Consider the following 20,013-nt stretch of genomic DNA (forward strand, 5'->3'; position numbering starts at 1 on the left):
GCAACTAGGATAGGACAAGAGGCCGCTTCCGAGAATTAGCCCCACAAAAGAACGCGTATGTTTCTTTTTAGAAAATCTTCCCCGAACTTTAGGGAATTGGCCTCGTGTTGACCAATTCCCCACTTTATATAAACGCTGTCAAGTAAGTTCCCGGGTTTAACTTTCTCTCAAGCGGTATTTGATACATGATAATAAGTCATGCGTCTTTCTTTGCTTTGTACATTTATTTTAGCCTCTTAAGCCAAAACTATTTGTGACAACTCTTGTCAGTATAGGAAGTTGATTTTCTACAAAAGGACGTATTACTTCTCACGAGCTGCTAATCCCGAATTACTACTGAAAGACATCAGAAATCATTTTATTAAATACCATATTTTGAAAATGGTGTCCTAGATTTTTTCTTTGTAATCGCTTATACTATTAAAGAAATAGGAGGGGTATAAATGAACGAATTTGAAAAAAATTTGCAACCGAGATCAAACGATGTAAATGACTCTGCAATAGGTTTCATCGTTTCATTTGTGTTTTTTGCCGTTATTTTCGGAATTGCTGTAACCGTTCAGGTTATTGGTTCTTAATCTGGTCTACATAACAGCTCTCCAAACAGGCACAAAGATTGGGACTGCGTTTAGCAGTTCCTTTTTTGTAAAATGGACTCGTTTTTCTTATATACTCCATCCTATGGCAACGCTGTGGAAAAGGTTCCATTTCGTTTCTGATAATACTGATAAGAAATGGCTCCATGTAGGTCCGTTCTGTAGACAGATATTCTTGCATTGCTTAATATGTCTAGCACTTGTTGATGCGGATGACCGTAACGATTATTCACACCAGCTGATATGACAGCTGTTTTCGGCTTCAGACTTTCGATGAATGCGACGGACGAAGATGTTTTACTTCCATGATGACCAGCTTTTAATATGTCAACGACTAACCTGGGATATTCCTGAATTAACACTTGTTCCCCTTGCTCACCAAAGTCACCAGTAAACAACCAGCTTACCCCGCCCATTTCCGCATACAATACAATCGATGATTCATTCACGTCCTCCTCATCCCTGTATGGATTCAAAACGTAAAATGTAGCTTCACCCACTGACCAATGATCCCCGCGTTTTACAGACGTAACCTCACTCCCTGACATTAGGGCTGTTTGTATGAACTTCTTATTTTTATAAATTTCTTCACTTCCACCGCCGATGACAATTTTCTTCACGTGAATATTCTCAACAATATCATCCGCACTACCGATATGATCTGCATCTGGATGGGTCAAAATAAGCAAATCAAGTGTATGGATTCCTTTGCTTTTTAAAAAAGGGATTACGGTATCCTCACCGGTTGAATAGGTTTTTCGCCTATCTTTCCATGCCTCCTGTTCAAAACTAATACTACCGCCCGTGTCAATTAAATAATTTCCCTTATTGAAAGGAAGCTTAATGAAAATCGAATCTCCCTGACCAATATCAATGAAGGTCACTTCCCCATATGGAGACAACTTCTGGATATTATATTGCAATAAAAGCAAGAGAGTCAGTACAAGAAATAAAATCTTTGTTTTTCGGTGATTATCCAAATCCCACACGACAAACAAGGCAAGTATCAAGATAATTATCAACAAAAGAATGAGGAATACAGGTTTGCCAAAGCTAATATAAGCAAATGGCAGGTCCGCTGTAAACCCCGCTATCGCATTACATAACACAAAGCTTTCATTTAGAAAAAAAAGCAGAAATTCACCGAACGAATTGATAAGAAGATGTACAAGTAGAACAAGTATCGAAAACGGCAAGAGAACGACAGAATAGATCGGAATAAACATCACATTCAAAAGCACACCAATTAATGAAAACTCAAAAAAGTGAAACAGTAAAATCGGAATGGCCGCAAGCTGACATAGAAGACTGGAAACAAGGAGTAAAGCGAGTTGATTTTGAATTCGTTCAAAGATTCTAAGCGACATGATAATGGAAAAAGCAACAGAAAAGGAAAGCTGAAAACCAATATTGTAGAGATGGTTCGGGTCGTATAAAAGAAGGAGCAAATAAATACTGGAAATCGTTTCAGAGGCAGAAATATGCTTTTTGATAAAAGAAAGGAGAAAGAATAACATCGCCATGAAGCATGCACGAAGAACGGAAGGACTTGCACCAGAGAGGATGATATATATCGGCAAAAACAGAAGCATGACGAGAGACATCTTTTCTCGTGTTATACCGACCCGGATACCAAGATAAAAAATCATACTTGTTAAAAAACTAACATGCAATCCTGAAATCGCTAACAAGTGAACAATGCCCAAACGCTGATAGTTTTGAAGTTCTTCTTCATCAATCAGCTTCTGCTCTCCAAATAGGAGGGCATTCACATACCCACTTGACTCTTTGGGAAAATGCTCATTTACATAGGATATCCCCTTATTCCTAAAATCCTGAATGGCTTGCTTGGCGGTGTGTTTTTTTAATATGCATTTCGCAAATTCAATCGAATCCGCTTTAAGAACCCAATGAATGCCTTGTCTTTTTAAATACAGCTGATAATCAAAGCTATTAAAATTGCGCATCCCACTCGGTACTTCCAGAACGCCCGCGACAGGACAAGACAAAGCAACTTTCATATGTTTTTGCAACTCTATTTTTTCAGATTCAGAAGAAATCTTATACCGTAGCTGGAGCTTTTCGTTATGCTCAGCTGTCACAAAGCCTTTCATCATATCTCCGTCAATGTCGATTGAATCCGTAAAAGTAATCGTGAAGTTTGTTTCCATACCTGAAAGTTCCGTACGGTTGTTTTTTTCAGAAATAGTCGCACTGAGGAAAAATAGCAGAAGGACAAAGAGGTGAAGAGCTAAAATTTTGCTAGGGATTTGAAAATAAAGGAAACCATAATAAAGGAACGCGCAAACAAGCCATTCCCACCCGAAATAAGTGAAAGCTGTTACGCCAAATGTGGCAGATACCGCAGCGTATATGAGTTGTTTCGTCATAAGGCCTCCTTCAACTATATGGAAAAGGACTAAAAAGGGGTATCTCGTCCAAAGTGATCCGAATCATGTAATCAAAGTTGTCGTTTTCCTCTTTTTAATTTTTAGTCACTCTCCATCTTTTTTAATAAAGTGAAACTTCAATCAGTGGGGGTCTTCATCCCCTGCTGATTGTTAGTCCCGTTCTAGTGTCGCTAATATTTCCGTTCCACTTCGATAAAGCGACACTACGACCGATTCAATGAATCACAGACTAAGTACGCCGCGTCCTGCGGCAATGTCTGTGTGACCCACATCCTGTTCCTGTGGGCCTCAACTATACCTTTGAGAACCACAAAGGTAAGTTTCACTGTATCTCACCAATCGGGCTTTTACGGGCAGTTATTCTCCACCTCAAGGCTTTGATTCCTCAAAGCCTTGAGGTGGGGGTATTACTGCCCGTTAATGCGGAATAAAAATAGTCGTTCTGCCTGTTTCTGAAGTTCATTCACCTGTTCAATCGAACCGCCAGCTTCTAACAGTGCGGTTAATAAATCAGCAACAAGATTTTGTTTTTCCTTACCTTTTAGGTCAATGATTTCCTCTGTTAAAACCTGCTCAACTGTAACACCTGCTTGCTCGAAAAGCTCTATAGCGTAAGGATGGTTTTTATAATTTTTTGCATAATAAACCGCTTTGATTCCCGCTTGTATTAATGATTTACAGCATTGCAAGCAAGGAAAGTGTGTGACATAAATTTCAGAGCCTTCAGTCGGTACGCCGAACTTGGCACATTGTAAAACTGCATTCATCTCAGCATGAATCGTCCTGACACAATGATTATCAATCACATAGCAACCATCATCGATGCAATGCGTGCCACCAGCGATTGAACCATTATATCCACCGGCAATGATTCGTTTATCACGGACAATCGTTGCACCAACCGCTAATCTTGTACATGTACTTCTTAATGCTAATAAATGACTTTGCGCCATGAAATATTGATTCCAACTAATTCGATTCAACATACATTCCCCTTTTTCACTTTTAGTAGCCGAGAAGAAGATGTCCCAAAAGGGTCTGACCTTGTACTCTATACACAGTATAGAGTAGTAAAATACTAGCCTAGCTATAATCTGTATAGAGTCGTTGCGGGGTCTGACCCATACGTTTGGGACAGACCCCTTTCCGTAACCAGCAACACGTGTAGATCAGAAAACCAGAACTTTTTTTGAACAACCTATTCCGACATTGTCTACATTTTACCTTCTCTTCCCCCATTTGAATAGCCGATTATTTTACCTTTATCGAATCCTTTAATTTTTCAAACGTTTTATCGCCGATTCCCGATATCTTTTTCAAATCTTCTACACTTTGAAACTTCCCGGTTTTTTCCCGATAGTCGATGATGCTCAGTGCCTTTGATGGGCCAACGCCCGTTAATGTCTCCAACTCTGCTTGTGTCGCCGTATTCAGATTTATTTTTCCGTCAGACGAACCTCCTGAGGATGTCTCCGGACCTGTTGCTACCCCACCTACACCCTCATCACCAATTTCCGGTACAAGGATGACCATTTGATCTTCTACAACTTGCGCTAAATTCACTTGATCTTTATTCGCTTCACTTGTGAAGTCTCCAGCATCTGCAATAAGGTCAATCACTCGATCACCGCTATCTGCGATATAGACGCCAGGACGGTTAACCGCTCCTTTCACATCTACTTTAATGATAACCTCTTCTTGTTCCTCTTCCTCCTGCTTTAACGGCTCATCAAATACACCGCCCCCATCAGAAAAAATAGCTGCCGTTTCCTTAGGTTCCGGCTTTGAAGTTTGAAAATAAGCAAAACCGAGTAATAAAGTAATTCCTACTGCTGTACCGATGATTATTTTCTTTTTTCCTTGAACGTCCATTGAAATCACCCTTCATTTTAATTTTCGTCATAACCAAGCAATTGGCATCATAGAGTTTAGGAGTAGTTCCGTTTAGTAGGAGGTGGTAAATTTTGAAAATTGGTGTAATCGGAACGGGAAATATGGGGACTGTTTTACTTGAATCATGGCTGGAAGCAAAAGCAATCACAGAAGAAGATCTCATCATCACGAACCGCACTCTAAAAAAAGCACTCGCTATCCAGTATCATTATAAAGGCGTAACCGTGGTAAATACCGCGGCTGATGTTGCAAAGCATGCTGATGCCCTCTTTGTCTGTGTGAAGCCTTTGGAGGTTTTGCCGGTACTTCAAACCATCAAGCCTTATATAAACCAAGACAAATGTGTGATCTCGATTACAAGTCCAATCTCAGTCGACCAACTTGAATCTCAATTGGATTGTTCTTGCGCTCGCTTCATCCCAAGCATTACCAATCGCGCTCTTTCTGGTGTATCTTTACTCAGCTTCGGAAGCCAATGTCAAAGCGTTTGGAAAGAAACGATTACCGCATTAGCGAATAGTATGTCAGAGGCGGTGATAATTGAAAATGAAATAACACGGGCTGCTTCTGATATTGTGAGCTGTGGACCGGCATTTTTCACGTATTTAGCAAGAAAGTTTATCGACGGGGCTGTTCAAACAACAAAAATAGACGAAGAAACGGCAAGTATCTTAACAGAAAATATGGTAATCGGCTTAGGGGACTTACTTAAGAAAGGCATCTACACTTTACCAACACTACAAGAGAAAGTAATGGTAAAAGGCGGAATTACTGGTGAAGGAATGAAAATCCTTGAAGCAGAAACAGGGGAAATGTTCGAGCATCTTTTCCTAGCGACAAAGGAGAAATTTACAGAAGACATTGAAGAAGTGGAAAAACAATTTAGAACTCCTTATTAATATTCGTCATTGAATGCAGAAATCCTTTTCTTTTTTTAATTTTTATAAAAAGCATCCATAAGCGTCTACGCGCAACCCAACGATGAAAAAGGTTCAAGTTCTCCAATTCCATCATCTTATGAAGGTGGGTAGCTGCGCTAATTTTGCGAAGCCCCGCCCCTTTTCCACAGAAAAGAAAGGCTGTCCAATATCAATTGGGTCTGTCCCCACATCTACTATAATCGTTTATACGACGGAAACGATTATTGAGTGTGAGGTCAGACCCTTTTCATTACTTATTTCTTCTTTGCTACAAATAAAATCCGCTCGGTTTGATCGTGAATCGGTTCATCCTCTAAGTCTGATAACAACTCAAGCACTTCAAAACCGCATTCTACAAGCTTTTCCTGATAAAAAGAAACCGGGTATGTGCGTTGATAATGGTATTCATCAAAGCGATTATACAGGCGATTTTTGGGATCACGGACGAAGAAACTTAAATCGTGCTCCACACTATAGGGCTCTTCTCCTGCATAACATTCCCAAATATATGAAACCTCTTCATCGCTTATCGCAAACGTTTGGTTTTGAAAAACATGCTCCATTTTATAGATGGAGTGGATATCAAATAAAAACAAGCCACCCTGTTTCAGATGAGCATGAACAGAGCGAAATGTTTCCGCAACATCTGCTTCCTCGCGAAGATAATTTAAAGAGTCACAAAACAGGGTTACACAATCATAAACGCCAAGCCCGAAAAGCTGTGCCATATTTTGTTGATAAAACGGAATGGAGAGTCCTAATAAAGTTGCTTTCTCATTTGCTATTGCCAGCATTTCCTCTGATAAATCCACGCCGGAAACATGAAAGCCTAGCTTTGCCAGTTCTACTGTAAACTCACCCGTACCACATGCAAGATCAAGCACGTTTTGGCCACTTGCCTCGTACTGGTTCATTTTTGATAGAAGGAGCTCAAGCCATTTCTCATAAGGAGCATCCTTCATCAATTCATCATACACATAGGCGAAGCGTTCATAACTCATTGGCTTAATTCGCTTTGCAAGTTCTCGATTGGAGCATCTCCCCATAGACGTTCAAGATTGTAGTATCCTCTTTCATCACGATGGAATACATGGGCAACCACATCCCCCAAATCAACAAGGATCCATTTTGCTTCGTCAAAGCCTTCCATGCGTCTTACTTCAATGCCATTTTCTTCTGCTTTTTGTTTCATTTCACGAGCAATCGCTTGGACCTGCTTATCAGAATTACCATGGCAAATTAGAAAATAATCTGCAATCAAAGAAATTCCTTTCATATTTAATGCAAGAATGTCCTCTGCGCGTTTATCATCAGCAGCCGTTGCTGCCGTTATTAATAGCTCTCTTTCAGTCATCAAATCTTCTCCTTATTGAGTTGTTCAAAGGTCCGAAAAAGCTTGCGAATTGCGGCATTGCTCCTCAATGTCCTTTTGAACCCTCACTTATGTTGTAAAATTAAAGCATTATAAAAATGAAACGTATCCGGGTACACCGCTTGGTTATTTTTTATCAAAAATGTAAGCGTATTGGAAACAGATTGTAATAACGCCGTATCCAAACTTTCTTTCGCCAACTGCCGTACTTCTTCCACACCAGGGAAAGAACGTCCCGGTTCAATATAATCCGCTAAATAGACAATCTTGTCAAGTAGCGTCATGTTCACTCTACCAGATGTATGGTGGGAAATAGCAGCTAACACTTCCGGATCGGTAATGCCCACCTCTTTTTGTACTAGGTACGCACCAACCGGGGCATGAAGCAGCTCGTCGCCATATTCAAGTAACTCAGAAGCCATATTCTCAGAGATTACAATCTCCTTCATTTCTTCGATCGGACGGAATTTCGCATAATCATGGAAGATCGCAGCAAGCTCAGCCTTTTCCTCATCTGCTCCATACTGTCTAGCAAGTTTAATCGCCGTTTCCATCACACCGATTGTATGCACGTATCTTCGTTCTGTCAGCTGTTTTTTTACGATTTCCAGCGCTTCCTCACGTTTCATACGATCCATTCCCTTTCATATATTCCCAAACTTGATCAGGAACTAAATAACGAATAGTTTTCCTTTGCTTGACCCGTTCCCTGATTAAAGAGGATGAAATCAGCATTTCAGGAATATCTACCATCTCCACAGGATAATTTGTAGAAACCTCATACCCCGGCCGCTTGACGCCAACAAAAGTAACAAGCTCAACCAACTCATCAATTCGATGCCAGTTTGGTAAATATTCAATCATATCTGCACCAATGATAAAATAGAATTCTGTATTCGGCTCACGGTCAAGGAGGACTTTTATCGTATCAAACGTATAAGACGTACCTTTTCGTTCTAACTCAATCGTTTCTAGTAAAAATGACGAGTGAGAGTCAATCGCAAGCTTAAGCATCGCAACACGATCATCATCTGGGACATCGTCTGTTTTTATTTTATGCGGCGGCGTGTAATTGGGCATAAATCTGATTTCATCCAATTTTAATGCATCCAGCACTTCATTCGCAATAATCAGGTGGGCAATATGTGGCGGGTTAAATGTGCCACCAAGGATTCCGACCTTTTTCATACTCAAGGCAGCTTGATTTGTTTATTTTCTCTAGATTCTTTATACAACACAATCGTATTGCCAATGATTTGTACAAGCTCAGCACGTGCTCCCTTTGATAGCGCCATACCTACGTCATCTCGGTCTTCATCACAGTTTTGCAGCACACTCACTTTGATTAATTCTCGTACTTCTAATGCTTCACCGATCTGTTTAATCAGATTGTCATTGACGCCACCTTTCCCAACTTGAAAAATTGGATTAAGATGATGTGCCTTTGCACGTAAAAATCGTTTTTGTTTACCTGTAAGCATTTATTTTCCTCCTAATGTCGTTCGCATGATGTTTTTCATTCTAGTTGTATCCGGAGTAATCCCTGTCCAGATTTGGAAAGCTAAGGCAGCCTGGTAGACCAACATGTCCAATCCGTTTTGAACGTCGGCACCTTTTTGCTTTGCTTCTTTTAATAGCTTTGTTTCCAGTGGGTTATAGATAATATCACTCACAAATGAACCCTCTGATAAATTTCGAATGCTAAATGGCATTTCATCCAGATGGGGACTCATTCCAGCAGAGGTCGTTTGAATAATCACATCATAATCTGCTAGCTGCTCTTCTGCCTGTAAGAGCGTTAGAGCGACTGATTGTTTTTCAAATGGACAATCCGCTATTAGCGCTTCCGCCTTTTCTAACGTCCGATTCGTTATATCAACGGAGATAGCACCGTGCGAAAGCAGCGTAAAATAGATGGCTCGCGCTGCGCCACCAGCTCCAATTACTAAGATTTTCTTCTCTGTTAGATTTGAGATTTGATCAGATAACGCCTTATAAAAACCCATGGCATCTGTATTATACCCGATATACTTGCCATCCTGATAAGAAACAGTGTTAACTGCACCAATTGTAGCAGCAAGCTCATCTATCTCGTCAAGATAGGGAATGATGGTCGTTTTATGTGGAATGGTGATATTAAAGCCAGCAATACCAATCGCTTTCATTCCTTTTACCGCATCACTCAAGTTTTCTGGTGTTATATGGAATGGATGATAGATACAATCTAGTTCTTGATGAGTAAAAGCATCGTTTTGAATCGCTGGTGATATCGAATGCGCAATCGGGTCCCCTATAACTCCGTAGATTTTTTTCATCCTTTTCCCCCTAAAACCTCTCTATTCTATCTAACTAAAATGATTCTTTACTTCGTTCTTGTTAAATTAAAGATTTTCGTAAAATCACATTAACACCCTTTGGAACATGAGCAACAACTCTTGCACCTGGCTCATTCAACGTTACCCAGCCTAAACCTGAGAAGACAATGTCCATTTTCGCTTCTTTGATGGAAAATTCATGAGCGACCAGTTCAGGAAAATCAGCCATACCTTCTCTGCGCGGAGGAGTTAAAAGCTCGCCTGCATGATTTTTATATAATTCATCCGCTTTTTCAAGCTTTGTACGGTGAATATTCAATTCATTGGACAAATAGCATGTGAAAGAACGGCGACCGCCTGACACATAATCCAATCGAGCCAAACCGCCAAAGAATAATGTTTGTTCTTCATTAAGCTGATAAATCTTCGGCTTAATTTCTTTTTTCGGTGTGATGAATTTTAAATCACGTTTATCGACATAATGAGCCATTTGATGATGGTTAATGATACCTGGTGTATCAATCAATGCTTTTTCATCATCCAGCGGAATTTCAATAATATCAAGCGTCGTTCCTGGGAAATGAGATGTTGTAATCACATCTTCCTCTCCGCTCACTTGCTTGATCAGCCGATTGATGAATGTTGATTTACCAACGTTTGTACAACCAACAACATAGACATCTTTTCCGTTCCGATACTGTTCGATCGCGGATGCTGCTTCTTGGATTTGGTTACCTTTCTCAGCACTCACCAATAACACATCAACTGGATTTAAGCCAAGCTCTCTAGCAGACTCCTTCATCCAGTGAATCAATCGATTATGCTTTACCGATTTTGGTAACAAGTCTACTTTATTGCCAATCAATAGGACATCATTAGAGCCAACAAAACGATGTAACCCAGGCAACCAACTGCCATTAAAATCAAATATATCCACGATCTTCACAATTAATGAATCGGTTTGACCTACTTGATTCAAGATCTTTAAGAAGTCATCATCTGTCAGAGAAACATCCTGTACTTCATTATAATGTTTCAATTTAAAGCAGCGTTGGCAAATAATCATTTCTTTTTCCAACGCTGACTTAGGCGTGTACCCCAAAGCTTTCGGGTCTTCGGTTTGGACTTTCACTCCACAACCGATGCAAGCTAGCTCTTCCTCGTGCATTACTTCTGATTGTCCCATTCTATCATTCCTTTTCTTCTGAAAAATGCCAAAATCCGTCTTTCTATTTTCCGATTAAACTTCGTCCAGAATCCATCTGTCTGTACAACCGGCACGACAAGGATCGTATGAAAGCCGCCTCGATTTCCACCCAACACATCTGTCATCAACTGATCGCCAATCACCACGGCCTCTTCTCGCTTAATGCCCATTTGTTCAGCCGCTCTGCGAAAAGATCTGCTCATCGGCTTACGTGCAAGTGAAATAAACGGGATCTGAAGCGGATCAGAAAAAGACTTTACTCTCGTTTCATTATTATTTGAAACAATAGTGATTAAAATCCCGTGATTGCGCATGGATTCGAACCACTCCATTAATTTAGGCGTTGCTAAAGGCCTGTCCCATTCTACAAGGGTATTATCTAAATCTGTAATAATCCCCTTTACGCCTTTTTTTTTCAAGTCTTCAGGCTTTATCTCAAAAATGCTTTTCACATGTTCATTTGGTAAAAATAATTTAAGCATGATTCACCTCAATAACCTCTCTTGAATTACTGTTCAACCCTTTTCTTGTTTGTTACAACAAATTTCTAAAAGAAAACACGCTCTCTTCTTTAGTCTTGCCGTAAAGTTCCATCATAATATAAAAAAGCAGCGCTGGAAAGCGGCAAACCTAATGAATTTCGCTATTGCATGACCATTTACAATCCGTCCATCCTATTCATATGTTACGTATATTCCTAAAAACATTTCGACAAATTCTTCAATTATTTTCATTGTGGATAAAGTTATACACATTATCCCCTTAGATTAGCAGACCAAACAATCATTTATAAACAAAATACCCACAACTTATCCACGTCCATTGTGGATAACTAGAACGATTGTTCTCGATTACTTTTTCTGGTAAGGTATGACTATAACATAGATCACTTACCACTATATGCATGTGAAATAATTTTTATTCCTAGGAAAAAAATTGGAGGTGACCTGCCTTAGGGCATGCCAATGAATAAACTATCAGATGATTTATTAATCGAAGCTTATTTCAAAGCCATAAAACTGAAGTTAAGTTCAGACTTCATCATTTTAATCGAAACAGAAATTCAACGAAGATCTTTAACTCACAAAATTAGAGGTTCTTTAGCATAATGGATTTTAGAGGATGTCTCAAAAAAGGAGCCGACCTCACACTTTATACACCGTTACTTGTATGATTTACACTTCATATGAACGAGATATATTAGTTGTGAGGGTCTTGCCTTTTCGATATAGACTCCCTCTGCTCACCCCTTTACCTTCCCAATTCGTTCTCCTACTTTCACTTCTTTTGGAACAATTAAATCTTCTCTTTTCTCAAAACTGCCCTTTTCAAAAAGCAACACAACCGTTGAACCAAAGCTGAAATAAGCAAACTCCTGACCTTTTTTTAATTGATTAGCTTCATCTGATATAACGATGGAGTTCACAAACATCGCACCAACCTTTACAATAGCAACATGCGCCAAATGATGCTGAACCTCCGTGATATTTCGATAATTCTTAGATAAAGGAGAACGACCATATTTCATGCCCAGTCGATTCACTGGATAGGATTTCTCCCCTTTTATCCACCGTTTCGTAACGTTCCCTGAAATTGGTGCATGAATTCGATGATAATGGCTCGGACTTAAATAGAGCACCGCAAAGCTGCCACCAACATACTTCTCAAAAACAGTTGTATCATCCAGCATTTCCTCGATTGAATACGTTTTTCCTTTGACCACAATCTCTTTATTCATAGTAATTAAACCATAATCCTCAAAAACACCATCTACAGGACTAACGACAGAATTAGGCTCTGAATCAATCACTCTTACGCCATCTTTCAGCCTACGCGTAAATAAATCATGTAGAGTAGGATAAGTTGTAACGTTCTGCTCACTTTCCTCGTGATTAATTTGAAAGATTTTCACAAAGGAAGGGACCACTGCGCGGCTCTTTGTAGACTGACTAAACTTCCGCAAAGTGCCTGAAGTAACTCTTCCATTTGTTAACTCAATAAATAGACGATATAAAGATTGGTACAAATACCATACACCACCGTTTGTTAAATAATAGAAATAATTCTTGCATAAATTGTATCAGAAATAATATGATTATATAATCAATACTTTTAACAATACAGGAAGGGAGTGGATGATTTGTTTTTCCTGCATGCTTTGGATCTTACGTTAAAAAAATTGAAAGCACAAACGGCAAATATTATTACCCTTCTAAATTTATCACTTGGCGGATTTGCAATTATAGCTGTTTTAACGAATCAATTGAATCTTAGTCTTCTATTAATCTTTCTAGCCGCACTTTGCGACCGCTTCGATGGAATGATCGCACGAAAATTTAATATTGAATCGGCGTTAGGTAAGCAACTCGACTCTATGTGTGATATTATCTCATTTGGCGTCGCTCCAGCCTTACTTCTCTATCAAGGAATCATCTTTGATTTTGGAGCACCAGGCAGTTTCTTCACTGTTTTTTATATTGGCTGTGGAGCTTTTAGGCTAGCCCGTTTTAACATCAGTGAAAACAATGGCTATTTTATCGGATTGCCGATTACGGTAGCTGGCTGCCTATTGACATTAAGCTTCCTTGTAATTCAGTACGCTCCGTCCGTATTTTTCTTATTCTTCATGATTATATTATCTTTACTCATGATCAGTCCATTTAAACTTAAAAAAGTCTAGAATAATATCAGAGGTAGTTCCAAAAGTCCGGTAAAAAAGCTTGCGAACTGTGTCATCGCGTACATCATGACGCGCAACACAGAAGTCAGCGCATTGTGATCGTCCGAACTTGGCAGGTGTGAGGTTACACACTAACCCCCATAAAAATATTATTCTTTGAATAAAAGGGCCTGCTCCCGAATTTCGATATACCGTTTAGCGATATACCACTAAACAGTATATAAAGTGCGAAGTCAGACCCTTTTTGCTTAAAATTCTTTGATTATGCTTGTTTCACCAGTGGATCCGTCAACTCAAAAAATTCCTCAATATCTTTCAGACAAGTGCCAACTGCTTCTTCCCAGAATTCACGTCCTAACAAGTTTACCCCTAAATGTTTGCTTGCCAAATCTTCAACCCGCATTGAACCCGTATCTTTTAGAAGGGCGATATACTTCTCTTCAAATTCTTTACCTTCTTTTTGCGCTTTCGCATAAATACCGAGCGAGAATAAATATCCGAATGTATAGGGGAAATTATAAAACGGTACACCAGTAATATAGAAATGAAGCTTGGATGCCCAGAATGTCGGGTGATATTCATCTAATGCCTCTCCATACGCTTCTTTTTGGGCATCAATCATCAATTCATTCAATTTAGCACTACTTACTATTCCTTGTTTTCGTTCCTCGTAAAAACGTGTTTCAAATAGAAAACGCGCATGAATATTCATTAATAAAGCAACAGTACGTTGAATTTTGTCTTCCAAAAGTAAAATACGATCGCTCTCTGACTTCGCTTCTTTTACAGAGGCATCCGCGACAATCAGTTCAGCAAACGTAGAAGCCGTTTCCGCAACATTCATCGCATACGCACGGTTTAATGTATGTGTATCTTTAAGCGCATATGAATGAAAGGCATGTCCCAATTCATGCGCTAAAGTTGATACATTAGATGGCGTTCCGGAATACGTCATGAAAATCCGGGATTGACCAGACACAGGAAACCCTGTACAAAATCCACCTGGGCGTTTATTCGGACGATCTTGTGCTTCTATCCACCCTTCTTCAAACGCTTTTTTCGTAAAGCTCTCTAACTCACTGCCAAACTTTCCAAAATGCTTTAGGATAAATTCAGCACCTTCCTGATAACTCATGACACTCGTTTTTGCAGACGTTGTAATCGGTGCATCCAAGTCAGCCCAGCTTAGTTTTTCTAATCCAAGCAGTTCTGCTTTTCGTTTCAGAAATCGGACAAGTGGCTCTTTATGTTCTGCTATCACAGACCACATGCTGTCCAATGTTTGTTTGGACATCCGATTGATTTCAAGTGGTTCTTTATGTACGTCCTTCCAGCCGCGTTTTTCGTACACACTTAAGCGAAACCCAGCTAGATGATTTAACGCTTTAGCCAATACATCGCTATGCTCTTTCCAAGCATGTTCCCAAGCAGTAAAAATCCGCTTGCGTACATCTTGATCAGGATCTGAAAATTTATTAGCCGCTTGCCCTACAGATAATTGCTTCACTTCCCCATTTTCCTCAAATGGGATGTGAATCGTACTGACAACCGTATCATACAGTTGGCTCCAGCCATGATATCCATCCACTGCCAATGCATGAATTAATGATTCCTCTTCTACAGAAAGCTTCTCCATCGCACGCTCACGACGTTCATTCAATATGTATTTTAATTCTTTTAACGGTTCTTTTTTTAGTAGGTTTTGGAAAAACTCCTCATCCAGAGTGACAAGTTTCTGATCAAACTTCGTTAATGCATTTTGGAAGATGGCGCTTTGCTTCGTTATTTGACCGCGTAATTCACTCGCTTTCTGGTCTTTAACATCTTGTGCCTCTAAGCAGCTTACAAACGCTCCTGCTTGGCGCATTTTTTTACCCGATTGTCCAAATAACTCCATAGCAGTTTCAAGCAAATGCTGATCCTGCTCTACAGATTTCACCTTCCAGCTACTTACTAACCTATCAAATTCGCCTACATCCACTCGTAATTGATCTAAAAAAGCGGTGAATTCCTGTGAAGCGCTTCCACCTTTAAAAAACACATCTAAATCCCAAGTTAACGGATATGCCATAGATCCTGCCTCCTTCTTTTTGATACTTCTATTATAAAGAACTTTTCAGAATTATTCTAACTTAAAGGTGGTATTCCGCTACTACATGACATACTTTAGTAAAAAACGCCAATATTCACTGAAAGCTATTTAAGGAAAATGTCTATTTTTCTTTCTGACATTCATGAAAAATCATGGTAAGATAGAAATAATTCAAAAGAAAAGGGGGCGAGTTACAGTGAAAAGGTTATCCGTTCTCATACTCGCCTTATTTTTACTCGGAAGCATTCAACATTCTGCGGTTAGCAAAATCCACGGCGGACTCACAGGACCTAACCTACATAAGCATTTCAAAATGGTTGAAGAAGATCCCACAGTAGCTGCCGAACTTCAGATTGAAGCCATGCAGTTTATACCTGATTTCAGCTTAATGGGTTTTGCTGTAGTTGTTCTAGTCGTACTCACGCTATTTCTCTATAGCTTATCCTTTATTAAGCTCATCAGACGTTATGTCCTACAAGGTCCCGTCTTTTACAGATCGAATTACCTCATCTTAACTCCTATATTTTTTATTAGATAAAATAAAAAATAGGGGAGTGGACGAAATGGTATTTCGTTTCATTATGATCGCTTTATTTTCATTGACAGCATCTAGGTTATTTCTTTATCAAGGTACTGAAATTTACCATGCCATCGTTGAAATGTTTAAAACCAAATGAACGAGCTACAGAGCGTGAAGCATTTGCTTTACGCTCTGTTTATTTTTTATGCAATCCATCAAATGTTCTAAATACCAACAAGCATCTGATTAGGTAGCTACAGCTTATTTTCACTTATCCACCGCGTCGTTTCTCTTTTTCAGCTCGGTAAAACTCATGAAACATTTTCATTAATGCACGCTTTTCGATTCGTGACACATAGCTTCTTGATATATTCAGTTCTTTGGCAATTTCCCGCTGAGTTTTTTCCTTTTTTAAGTCCAACCCAAATCGACCGACAATCACTTCTTTTTCACGTTCATCTAAAATATCAATATATTTTTTCACCTTTTCAATTTCCATATTCAACTGAATCGTGTCGATGACATCTTCAGACTCAGATTTTAATACATCAATTAAACTAATTTCGTTTCCTTCTTTATCTTGGCCGATTGGATCATGAAGCGATACATCTTTTTTTGTTTTCTTAGTAGCTCGTAAATGCATGAGTATTTCATTCTCAATACAACGTGCTGCATAGGTCGCAAGCTTCGTTCCTTTTCCATCCGAATAACTCTCGATTGCTTTGATTAATCCAATCGTGCCGATGGAAATAAGATCTTCCGTATCTTCGCCCGTATTTTCAAATTTCTTGACAATATGGGCGACGAGCCGTAAGTTATGCTCAATCAACATATTGCGTGCCTCAGCATCTCCCTCGGCCATTAGCTGTAAGTATTTGCGCTCATCCCCCGCTGATAACGGCTGAGGAAAAGCATTGTTCTTTACGTATGATACGAGCAAATAAAACTCTTTAACCATATAACCTAATGCAGTTAAAATATCCGGCATTCTCACACCCCCAGAGTTTCTCGTCATTCGCCTATATCTAATGCTTATGCGAGAAGGGACGTCTTTGTGTCTGTACAACTTAATTTCACTTTCATTACGCATTTTGTGATGCGTCTCACAGGTTTCTAAATTCGGTGATAATGGGCAATATCCCATACACCTCGTCTTCACGAAGCATACAGTATAGGGGGAATTTCTATCCTAATTGGAGGTGATTTCATGGGTTATGGATATCCAGGTGGCGGTTATGGACCATACCAACCTTATCCAGCATTTGGACCTGATATGGTGCGCGGAAGTTGTGGCCCAGCGTATGCGTTTTTCATCGTACTTTTGATTCTTCTCTTAATTTTTGGATTCTGGTGGTTTGTTAGTTGTGGTCCTATTGTCTGTTAATGAAAAAGGAGCAAATGCATTTGCTCCTTTTCTTTAACGAAAGGGTCAGATCTTACTCTACTATCTATCGTTTGTGTGATATGTAAATAACACAATAAAAGGGGATTAGTGTGAGACCAGACCCTGCAAGAATTTTAATCTGAGTCCACTGTTACTTCTGTTGCAATCACAATGCCAATAACAGTGATGACAACGAGCACCATTACAATCGAAAACATGGCATACACTCCTTTTATTTGCCTACTTTAAAAGGTACCACGTTTCCCTTAACCAGAACGGTGTAGATTATGAACAAATTTCATCTAAATGGTGGCAAAATTGTGAATGAATTTTACAATCATTTAAATCTTTGCTTGCCCGAGATCTTTCTTGCCCTGATTTGGGTCCCAAAGATACAGGTAAATCCTGATTTTACATAGTAGTATGCTCCTAGCAATACGTACTAGGTTCTGTTTAGTCTTGCAGGGCTTGTTTTAAATCATCAATTAAATCGCAAGCATCTTCAATTCCGACAGAGATGCGAATCAGTCCATCTGTAATCCTTAATTCAGCACGTCGATCAGCAGGGATGGAGGCATGTGTCATAAGGGCAGGTATGGAAATCAAGCTTTCCACAGCACCAAGACTTTCAGCAAGGGTAAAATATTTCACTTTACTTAGTACATCTGCCGCTTTTTCGGCACTACCGACATCAAAGGACACCATACCGCCAAAGCCACGTGCTTGCTTCTTGGCAATTTCATGATTTGGATGGCTTTCAATACCTGGGTAATACACTTTCGATACCGCTTCATGTTCAAGCAGGAAGTTTGTGATTTGTTTCGTGTTCCTTTCCGTTTCTTCCATGCGAAGTCCAAGTGTTTTGATGCCGCGAATTAATAACCATGAATCCTGTGGCCCTAGGACGCCTCCTGTTGAGTTTTGCACAAAGTGAAGTTCCTCACCAAGCTTCTCATCATTCACAACGGCAAGACCGGCTACAACGTCACTATGACCACCAATATACTTCGTCGCACTATGAAGCACAATATCTGCTCCAAGTGTAATCGGATTTTGCCAATACGGCGTGCTAAAGGTATTGTCTACAATCGTAAGCAAGCCATGTTTCTTCGCGATGTTTGCAGCCCCTGCAATATCGGTAATTTTCAAAGTAGGGTTTGTTGGCGTTTCTATGAATAAAGCTTTTGTGTTCTCTTTGATATTTTCTTCAATGGAATCTAGATCACTTGTATTGATGAAAGTTGCCTCTAAACCAAAACGATTTAATACCTTCGTGATGACACGGTAGCTGCCACCATACACATCATCCGTAATTAACACGTGATCACCTTGCTTAAACAACATCATAACCGCGGTCATTGCCGCCATCCCTGAACCGAATGCAAATCCTCGTTTTCCTTCCTCTAGGTCACTAATTAATTCTTCTAGAGCATGGCGCGTCGGATTCCCTGTGCGTGAGTATTCATACCCGCGATGATTTCCCGGACCATCTTGTTTATATGTGCTCACTTGATAGATGGGAACAGAAACAGCACCTGTCTGTTCATCTCCAAAAATGCCGCCGTGAATTAACTGTGTCTTTTTTTTCATCTTACTCTCCCCCTTGGTAAATGTGTTTACTTAAGTACCGCTCACTTGAATCCGGAAAAACAACGACAATATTTGTTCCTGGGACTGCCTTTTTCGCTTCCTGCAATGCTGCAAAAAAAGCGGAGCCAGATGAACTGCCGACAAGCAGACCTTCTTTATAGGCTAGTTCTTTCACCAAACCGAAAGCGTCTTCATCACGTACTGTGTAAATTTCATGAAAATAGCTTTCATCCATATAAGGCGGCAAAAACTCCATGCCAATTCCTTCCGTTTTATGCGGACCAGATTCACCGCCATTCAAGATCGAGCCTTCCGGTTCAACAATTACTGTCTTAACATGCGGATTTTGTTCCTTTAAATAACGAGCCGTTCCCATGAAGGTTCCGCCTGTTCCTGCCCCTGCAACGAAGATGTCCGCATTTCCATCCAGCTGTTCCCATATTTCTGGGCCTAGTGTTTTATAGTAAGCAGCTGGATTGGACGAATTGGCAAATTGCTGTGGACAATAGGAATTCGGAATCTCTTTTAGCAGCTCTTGCGCTTTCTTGATCGCTCCAAGCATCCCTTCTTTAGTAGGCGTATTCACAACCTTAGCTCCTAGGGCACGCATCAATTCCTGTTTCTCTGCACTGAACTTTTCCGGCACACAAAAGATGACGTCAATGCCTTTGTTGATTGCGGCTAATGCCAGTCCAATCCCCGTATTTCCCGCCGTTGGTTCAATCAATGTACCACCTGCAACTAATTCGCCGCTCTTTGTGGCGGCATCAAGTAATTCGCGACCAAGACGATCCTTTACACTTCCACCTGGATTAAAAAACTCAAGTTTCGCAAAAATTCGGACACCTTCTGGTAAAGAAAATTGGGTAATTTCCATCATCGGTGTATGACCGATTAATTCATGAATCCCATGGTAGACATTCATTATTTTCTCCCCCTCCTATTTTCTCTTATGTTTTTAGGAGTATTTCAGAATGTGAAGAGTGCGTTGAACGAAAGAGTTGTTCATGACCATTCTTTCGTCCAACAAATC

The 20,013-nt window shown here is 39.9% G+C and carries 22 protein-coding genes; 6 read left to right on the top strand and 16 right to left on the bottom strand.

The genetic code is table 11. The features are described from left to right. Positions 1 to 443 precede the first annotated feature (443 nt). Positions 444 to 578, top strand: coding sequence for a YqzM family protein (locus AC1MGI_RS18630; RefSeq protein ID WP_082674969.1), 135 nt, complete (start codon positions 444 to 446; stop codon positions 576 to 578). Positions 579 to 679: 101 nt separating this feature from the next. Here AC1MGI_RS18630 and AC1MGI_RS18635 read toward each other — a convergent pair whose 3' ends face one another. From AC1MGI_RS18635 to AC1MGI_RS18645, 3 genes are all read right to left on the bottom strand, one after another. After that, a complete protein-coding gene (locus AC1MGI_RS18635; protein WP_480346911.1) occupies positions 680 to 2,986 on the bottom strand; it encodes a DNA internalization-related competence protein ComEC/Rec2 in 2,307 nt (768 codons plus the stop codon). Positions 2,987 to 3,414: 428 nt separating this feature from the next. After that, positions 3,415 to 3,990 (bottom strand): ComE operon protein 2, encoded by a 576-nt coding sequence (locus AC1MGI_RS18640; RefSeq protein WP_480349873.1) that lies wholly within the window; start codon positions 3,988 to 3,990, stop codon positions 3,415 to 3,417. Positions 3,991 to 4,258: 268 nt separating this feature from the next. Next, a complete protein-coding gene (locus tag AC1MGI_RS18645) occupies positions 4,259 to 4,879 on the bottom strand; it encodes a helix-hairpin-helix domain-containing protein (protein WP_480346913.1) in 621 nt (206 codons plus the stop codon). Positions 4,880 to 4,971: 92 nt separating this feature from the next. On the opposite strand from AC1MGI_RS18645, the gene comER reads away from it, so the two are divergent. Next, positions 4,972 to 5,799 (top strand): late competence protein ComER, encoded by an 828-nt coding sequence (gene comER / locus AC1MGI_RS18650; RefSeq protein ID WP_480346914.1) that lies wholly within the window; start codon positions 4,972 to 4,974, stop codon positions 5,797 to 5,799. Positions 5,800 to 6,074: 275 nt separating this feature from the next. On the opposite strand, the gene AC1MGI_RS18655 is transcribed toward comER, so the two are convergent. From AC1MGI_RS18655 to AC1MGI_RS18690, 8 genes are all read right to left on the bottom strand, one after another. Beyond that, entirely contained in the window at positions 6,075 to 6,821 is a 747-nt protein-coding gene (locus tag AC1MGI_RS18655; RefSeq protein ID WP_480346915.1) for a class I SAM-dependent DNA methyltransferase, read from the bottom strand. Beyond that, entirely contained in the window at positions 6,818 to 7,174 is a 357-nt protein-coding gene (gene rsfS, locus AC1MGI_RS18660) for a ribosome silencing factor (protein WP_480346918.1), read from the bottom strand. Before rsfS ends, AC1MGI_RS18655 begins: the two co-directional genes overlap by 4 nt. A gap of 83 nt (positions 7,175 to 7,257) precedes the next feature. After that, positions 7,258 to 7,821 carry a bis(5'-nucleosyl)-tetraphosphatase (symmetrical) YqeK gene (yqeK, locus tag AC1MGI_RS18665; RefSeq protein ID WP_480346919.1) on the bottom strand — a complete coding sequence of 188 codons (564 nt, stop codon included), beginning with the start codon at positions 7,819 to 7,821 and terminating at the stop codon, positions 7,258 to 7,260. Beyond that, on the bottom strand, positions 7,811 to 8,380 hold the full coding sequence (locus tag AC1MGI_RS18670; protein WP_480346921.1) for a nicotinate-nucleotide adenylyltransferase: 570 nt from the start codon (positions 8,378 to 8,380) through the stop codon (positions 7,811 to 7,813). The genes yqeK and AC1MGI_RS18670 overlap by 11 nt, the downstream gene beginning before the upstream one ends. Before the next feature lie 2 nt (positions 8,381 to 8,382). Continuing rightward, positions 8,383 to 8,673 (bottom strand): ribosome assembly RNA-binding protein YhbY, encoded by a 291-nt coding sequence (yhbY, locus tag AC1MGI_RS18675; protein WP_062177804.1) that lies wholly within the window; start codon positions 8,671 to 8,673, stop codon positions 8,383 to 8,385. Beyond that, positions 8,674 to 9,507: a shikimate dehydrogenase gene (gene aroE / locus AC1MGI_RS18680; protein WP_480346923.1), complete on the bottom strand. Its 834-nt coding sequence runs from the start codon at positions 9,505 to 9,507 to the stop codon at positions 8,674 to 8,676. A gap of 61 nt (positions 9,508 to 9,568) precedes the next feature. Next, positions 9,569 to 10,675 (bottom strand): ribosome biogenesis GTPase YqeH, encoded by a 1,107-nt coding sequence (gene yqeH / locus AC1MGI_RS18685; RefSeq protein WP_480349875.1) that lies wholly within the window; start codon positions 10,673 to 10,675, stop codon positions 9,569 to 9,571. Further along, positions 10,675 to 11,196, bottom strand: a complete 522-nt coding sequence (locus tag AC1MGI_RS18690; protein ID WP_062177797.1) for a YqeG family HAD IIIA-type phosphatase — start codon at positions 11,194 to 11,196, stop codon at positions 10,675 to 10,677. The genes yqeH and AC1MGI_RS18690 overlap by 1 nt, the downstream gene beginning before the upstream one ends. 483 nt (positions 11,197 to 11,679) lie before the next feature. On the opposite strand from AC1MGI_RS18690, the gene AC1MGI_RS18695 reads away from it, so the two are divergent. Then, positions 11,680 to 11,823 (top strand): sporulation histidine kinase inhibitor Sda, encoded by a 144-nt coding sequence (locus AC1MGI_RS18695; RefSeq protein ID WP_062183039.1) that lies wholly within the window; start codon positions 11,680 to 11,682, stop codon positions 11,821 to 11,823. Positions 11,824 to 11,957: 134 nt separating this feature from the next. Here the strand turns inward: AC1MGI_RS18695 and AC1MGI_RS18700 are convergent, their stop codons facing one another. Then, the gene (locus AC1MGI_RS18700; RefSeq protein WP_480346926.1) at positions 11,958 to 12,740 is read right to left on the bottom strand and encodes a phosphatidylserine decarboxylase; all 783 of its coding nucleotides are present in this window, start codon (positions 12,738 to 12,740) and stop codon (positions 11,958 to 11,960) included. Positions 12,741 to 12,854: 114 nt separating this feature from the next. Between AC1MGI_RS18700 and pssA the strand changes: the two genes are divergently transcribed. Then, on the top strand, positions 12,855 to 13,394 hold the full coding sequence (gene pssA / locus AC1MGI_RS18705) for a CDP-diacylglycerol--serine O-phosphatidyltransferase (RefSeq protein ID WP_480346928.1): 540 nt from the start codon (positions 12,855 to 12,857) through the stop codon (positions 13,392 to 13,394). A 262-nt stretch (positions 13,395 to 13,656) separates the two neighbouring features. Here the strand turns inward: pssA and AC1MGI_RS18710 are convergent, their stop codons facing one another. Further along, entirely contained in the window at positions 13,657 to 15,465 is a 1,809-nt protein-coding gene (locus AC1MGI_RS18710; RefSeq protein WP_480346929.1) for a M3 family oligoendopeptidase, read from the bottom strand. A gap of 217 nt (positions 15,466 to 15,682) precedes the next feature. Here AC1MGI_RS18710 and AC1MGI_RS18715 point away from each other — a divergent pair, with 217 nt between their 5' ends. Beyond that, the gene (locus tag AC1MGI_RS18715) at positions 15,683 to 16,024 is read left to right on the top strand and encodes a hypothetical protein (RefSeq protein WP_480346931.1); all 342 of its coding nucleotides are present in this window, start codon (positions 15,683 to 15,685) and stop codon (positions 16,022 to 16,024) included. A gap of 253 nt (positions 16,025 to 16,277) precedes the next feature. Here the strand turns inward: AC1MGI_RS18715 and sigK are convergent, their stop codons facing one another. Next, entirely contained in the window at positions 16,278 to 16,994 is a 717-nt protein-coding gene (gene sigK / locus AC1MGI_RS18720; protein WP_062177784.1) for an RNA polymerase sporulation sigma factor SigK, read from the bottom strand. A 219-nt stretch (positions 16,995 to 17,213) separates the two neighbouring features. Here sigK and AC1MGI_RS18725 point away from each other — a divergent pair, with 219 nt between their 5' ends. Further along, positions 17,214 to 17,390, top strand: a complete 177-nt coding sequence (locus tag AC1MGI_RS18725; protein WP_480346933.1) for a hypothetical protein — start codon at positions 17,214 to 17,216, stop codon at positions 17,388 to 17,390. Between the two features lie 453 nt (positions 17,391 to 17,843). Here the strand turns inward: AC1MGI_RS18725 and AC1MGI_RS18730 are convergent, their stop codons facing one another. Beyond that, complete coding sequence (locus AC1MGI_RS18730; protein ID WP_480346935.1) at positions 17,844 to 18,980, bottom strand: bifunctional cystathionine gamma-lyase/homocysteine desulfhydrase; 1,137 nt, start codon at positions 18,978 to 18,980, stop codon at positions 17,844 to 17,846. 1 nt (position 18,981) lies between these two features. Next, positions 18,982 to 19,905, bottom strand: coding sequence for a PLP-dependent cysteine synthase family protein (locus AC1MGI_RS18735; RefSeq protein WP_480346936.1), 924 nt, complete (start codon positions 19,903 to 19,905; stop codon positions 18,982 to 18,984). Positions 19,906 to 20,013 lie beyond the last annotated feature (108 nt).

This window comes from Peribacillus sp. BM1 (assembly GCF_056679975.1).

Excerpts from the sequence above, each read along its gene's own strand:
- AC1MGI_RS18630 (WP_082674969.1), top strand. The coding sequence starts at position 444 with ATGAACGAATTTGAAAAAAATTTGCAACCGAGATCAAACGATGTAAAT.
- AC1MGI_RS18635 (WP_480346911.1), bottom strand. The coding sequence starts at position 2,986 with ATGACGAAACAACTCATATACGCTGCGGTATCTGCCACATTTGGCGTA.
- AC1MGI_RS18645 (WP_480346913.1), bottom strand. The coding sequence starts at position 4,879 with ATGGACGTTCAAGGAAAAAAGAAAATAATCATCGGTACAGCAGTAGGA.
- AC1MGI_RS18655 (WP_480346915.1), bottom strand. The coding sequence starts at position 6,821 with ATGAGTTATGAACGCTTCGCCTATGTGTATGATGAATTGATGAAGGAT.
- rsfS (WP_480346918.1), bottom strand. The coding sequence starts at position 7,174 with ATGACTGAAAGAGAGCTATTAATAACGGCAGCAACGGCTGCTGATGAT.
- yqeK (WP_480346919.1), bottom strand. The coding sequence starts at position 7,821 with ATGAAACGTGAGGAAGCGCTGGAAATCGTAAAAAAACAGCTGACAGAA.
- AC1MGI_RS18670 (WP_480346921.1), bottom strand. The coding sequence starts at position 8,380 with ATGAAAAAGGTCGGAATCCTTGGTGGCACATTTAACCCGCCACATATT.
- yhbY (WP_062177804.1), bottom strand. The coding sequence starts at position 8,673 with ATGCTTACAGGTAAACAAAAACGATTTTTACGTGCAAAGGCACATCAT.
- aroE (WP_480346923.1), bottom strand. The coding sequence starts at position 9,507 with ATGAAAAAAATCTACGGAGTTATAGGGGACCCGATTGCGCATTCGATA.
- yqeH (WP_480349875.1), bottom strand. The coding sequence starts at position 10,675 with ATGCACGAGGAAGAGCTAGCTTGCATCGGTTGTGGAGTGAAAGTCCAA.
- AC1MGI_RS18690 (WP_062177797.1), bottom strand. The coding sequence starts at position 11,196 with ATGCTTAAATTATTTTTACCAAATGAACATGTGAAAAGCATTTTTGAG.
- AC1MGI_RS18695 (WP_062183039.1), top strand. The coding sequence starts at position 11,680 with ATGAATAAACTATCAGATGATTTATTAATCGAAGCTTATTTCAAAGCC.
- AC1MGI_RS18710 (WP_480346929.1), bottom strand. The coding sequence starts at position 15,465 with ATGGCATATCCGTTAACTTGGGATTTAGATGTGTTTTTTAAAGGTGGA.
- sigK (WP_062177784.1), bottom strand. The coding sequence starts at position 16,994 with ATGCCGGATATTTTAACTGCATTAGGTTATATGGTTAAAGAGTTTTAT.
- AC1MGI_RS18725 (WP_480346933.1), top strand. The coding sequence starts at position 17,214 with ATGGGTTATGGATATCCAGGTGGCGGTTATGGACCATACCAACCTTAT.
- AC1MGI_RS18730 (WP_480346935.1), bottom strand. The coding sequence starts at position 18,980 with ATGAAAAAAAAGACACAGTTAATTCACGGCGGCATTTTTGGAGATGAA.
- AC1MGI_RS18735 (WP_480346936.1), bottom strand. The coding sequence starts at position 19,905 with ATGAATGTCTACCATGGGATTCATGAATTAATCGGTCATACACCGATG.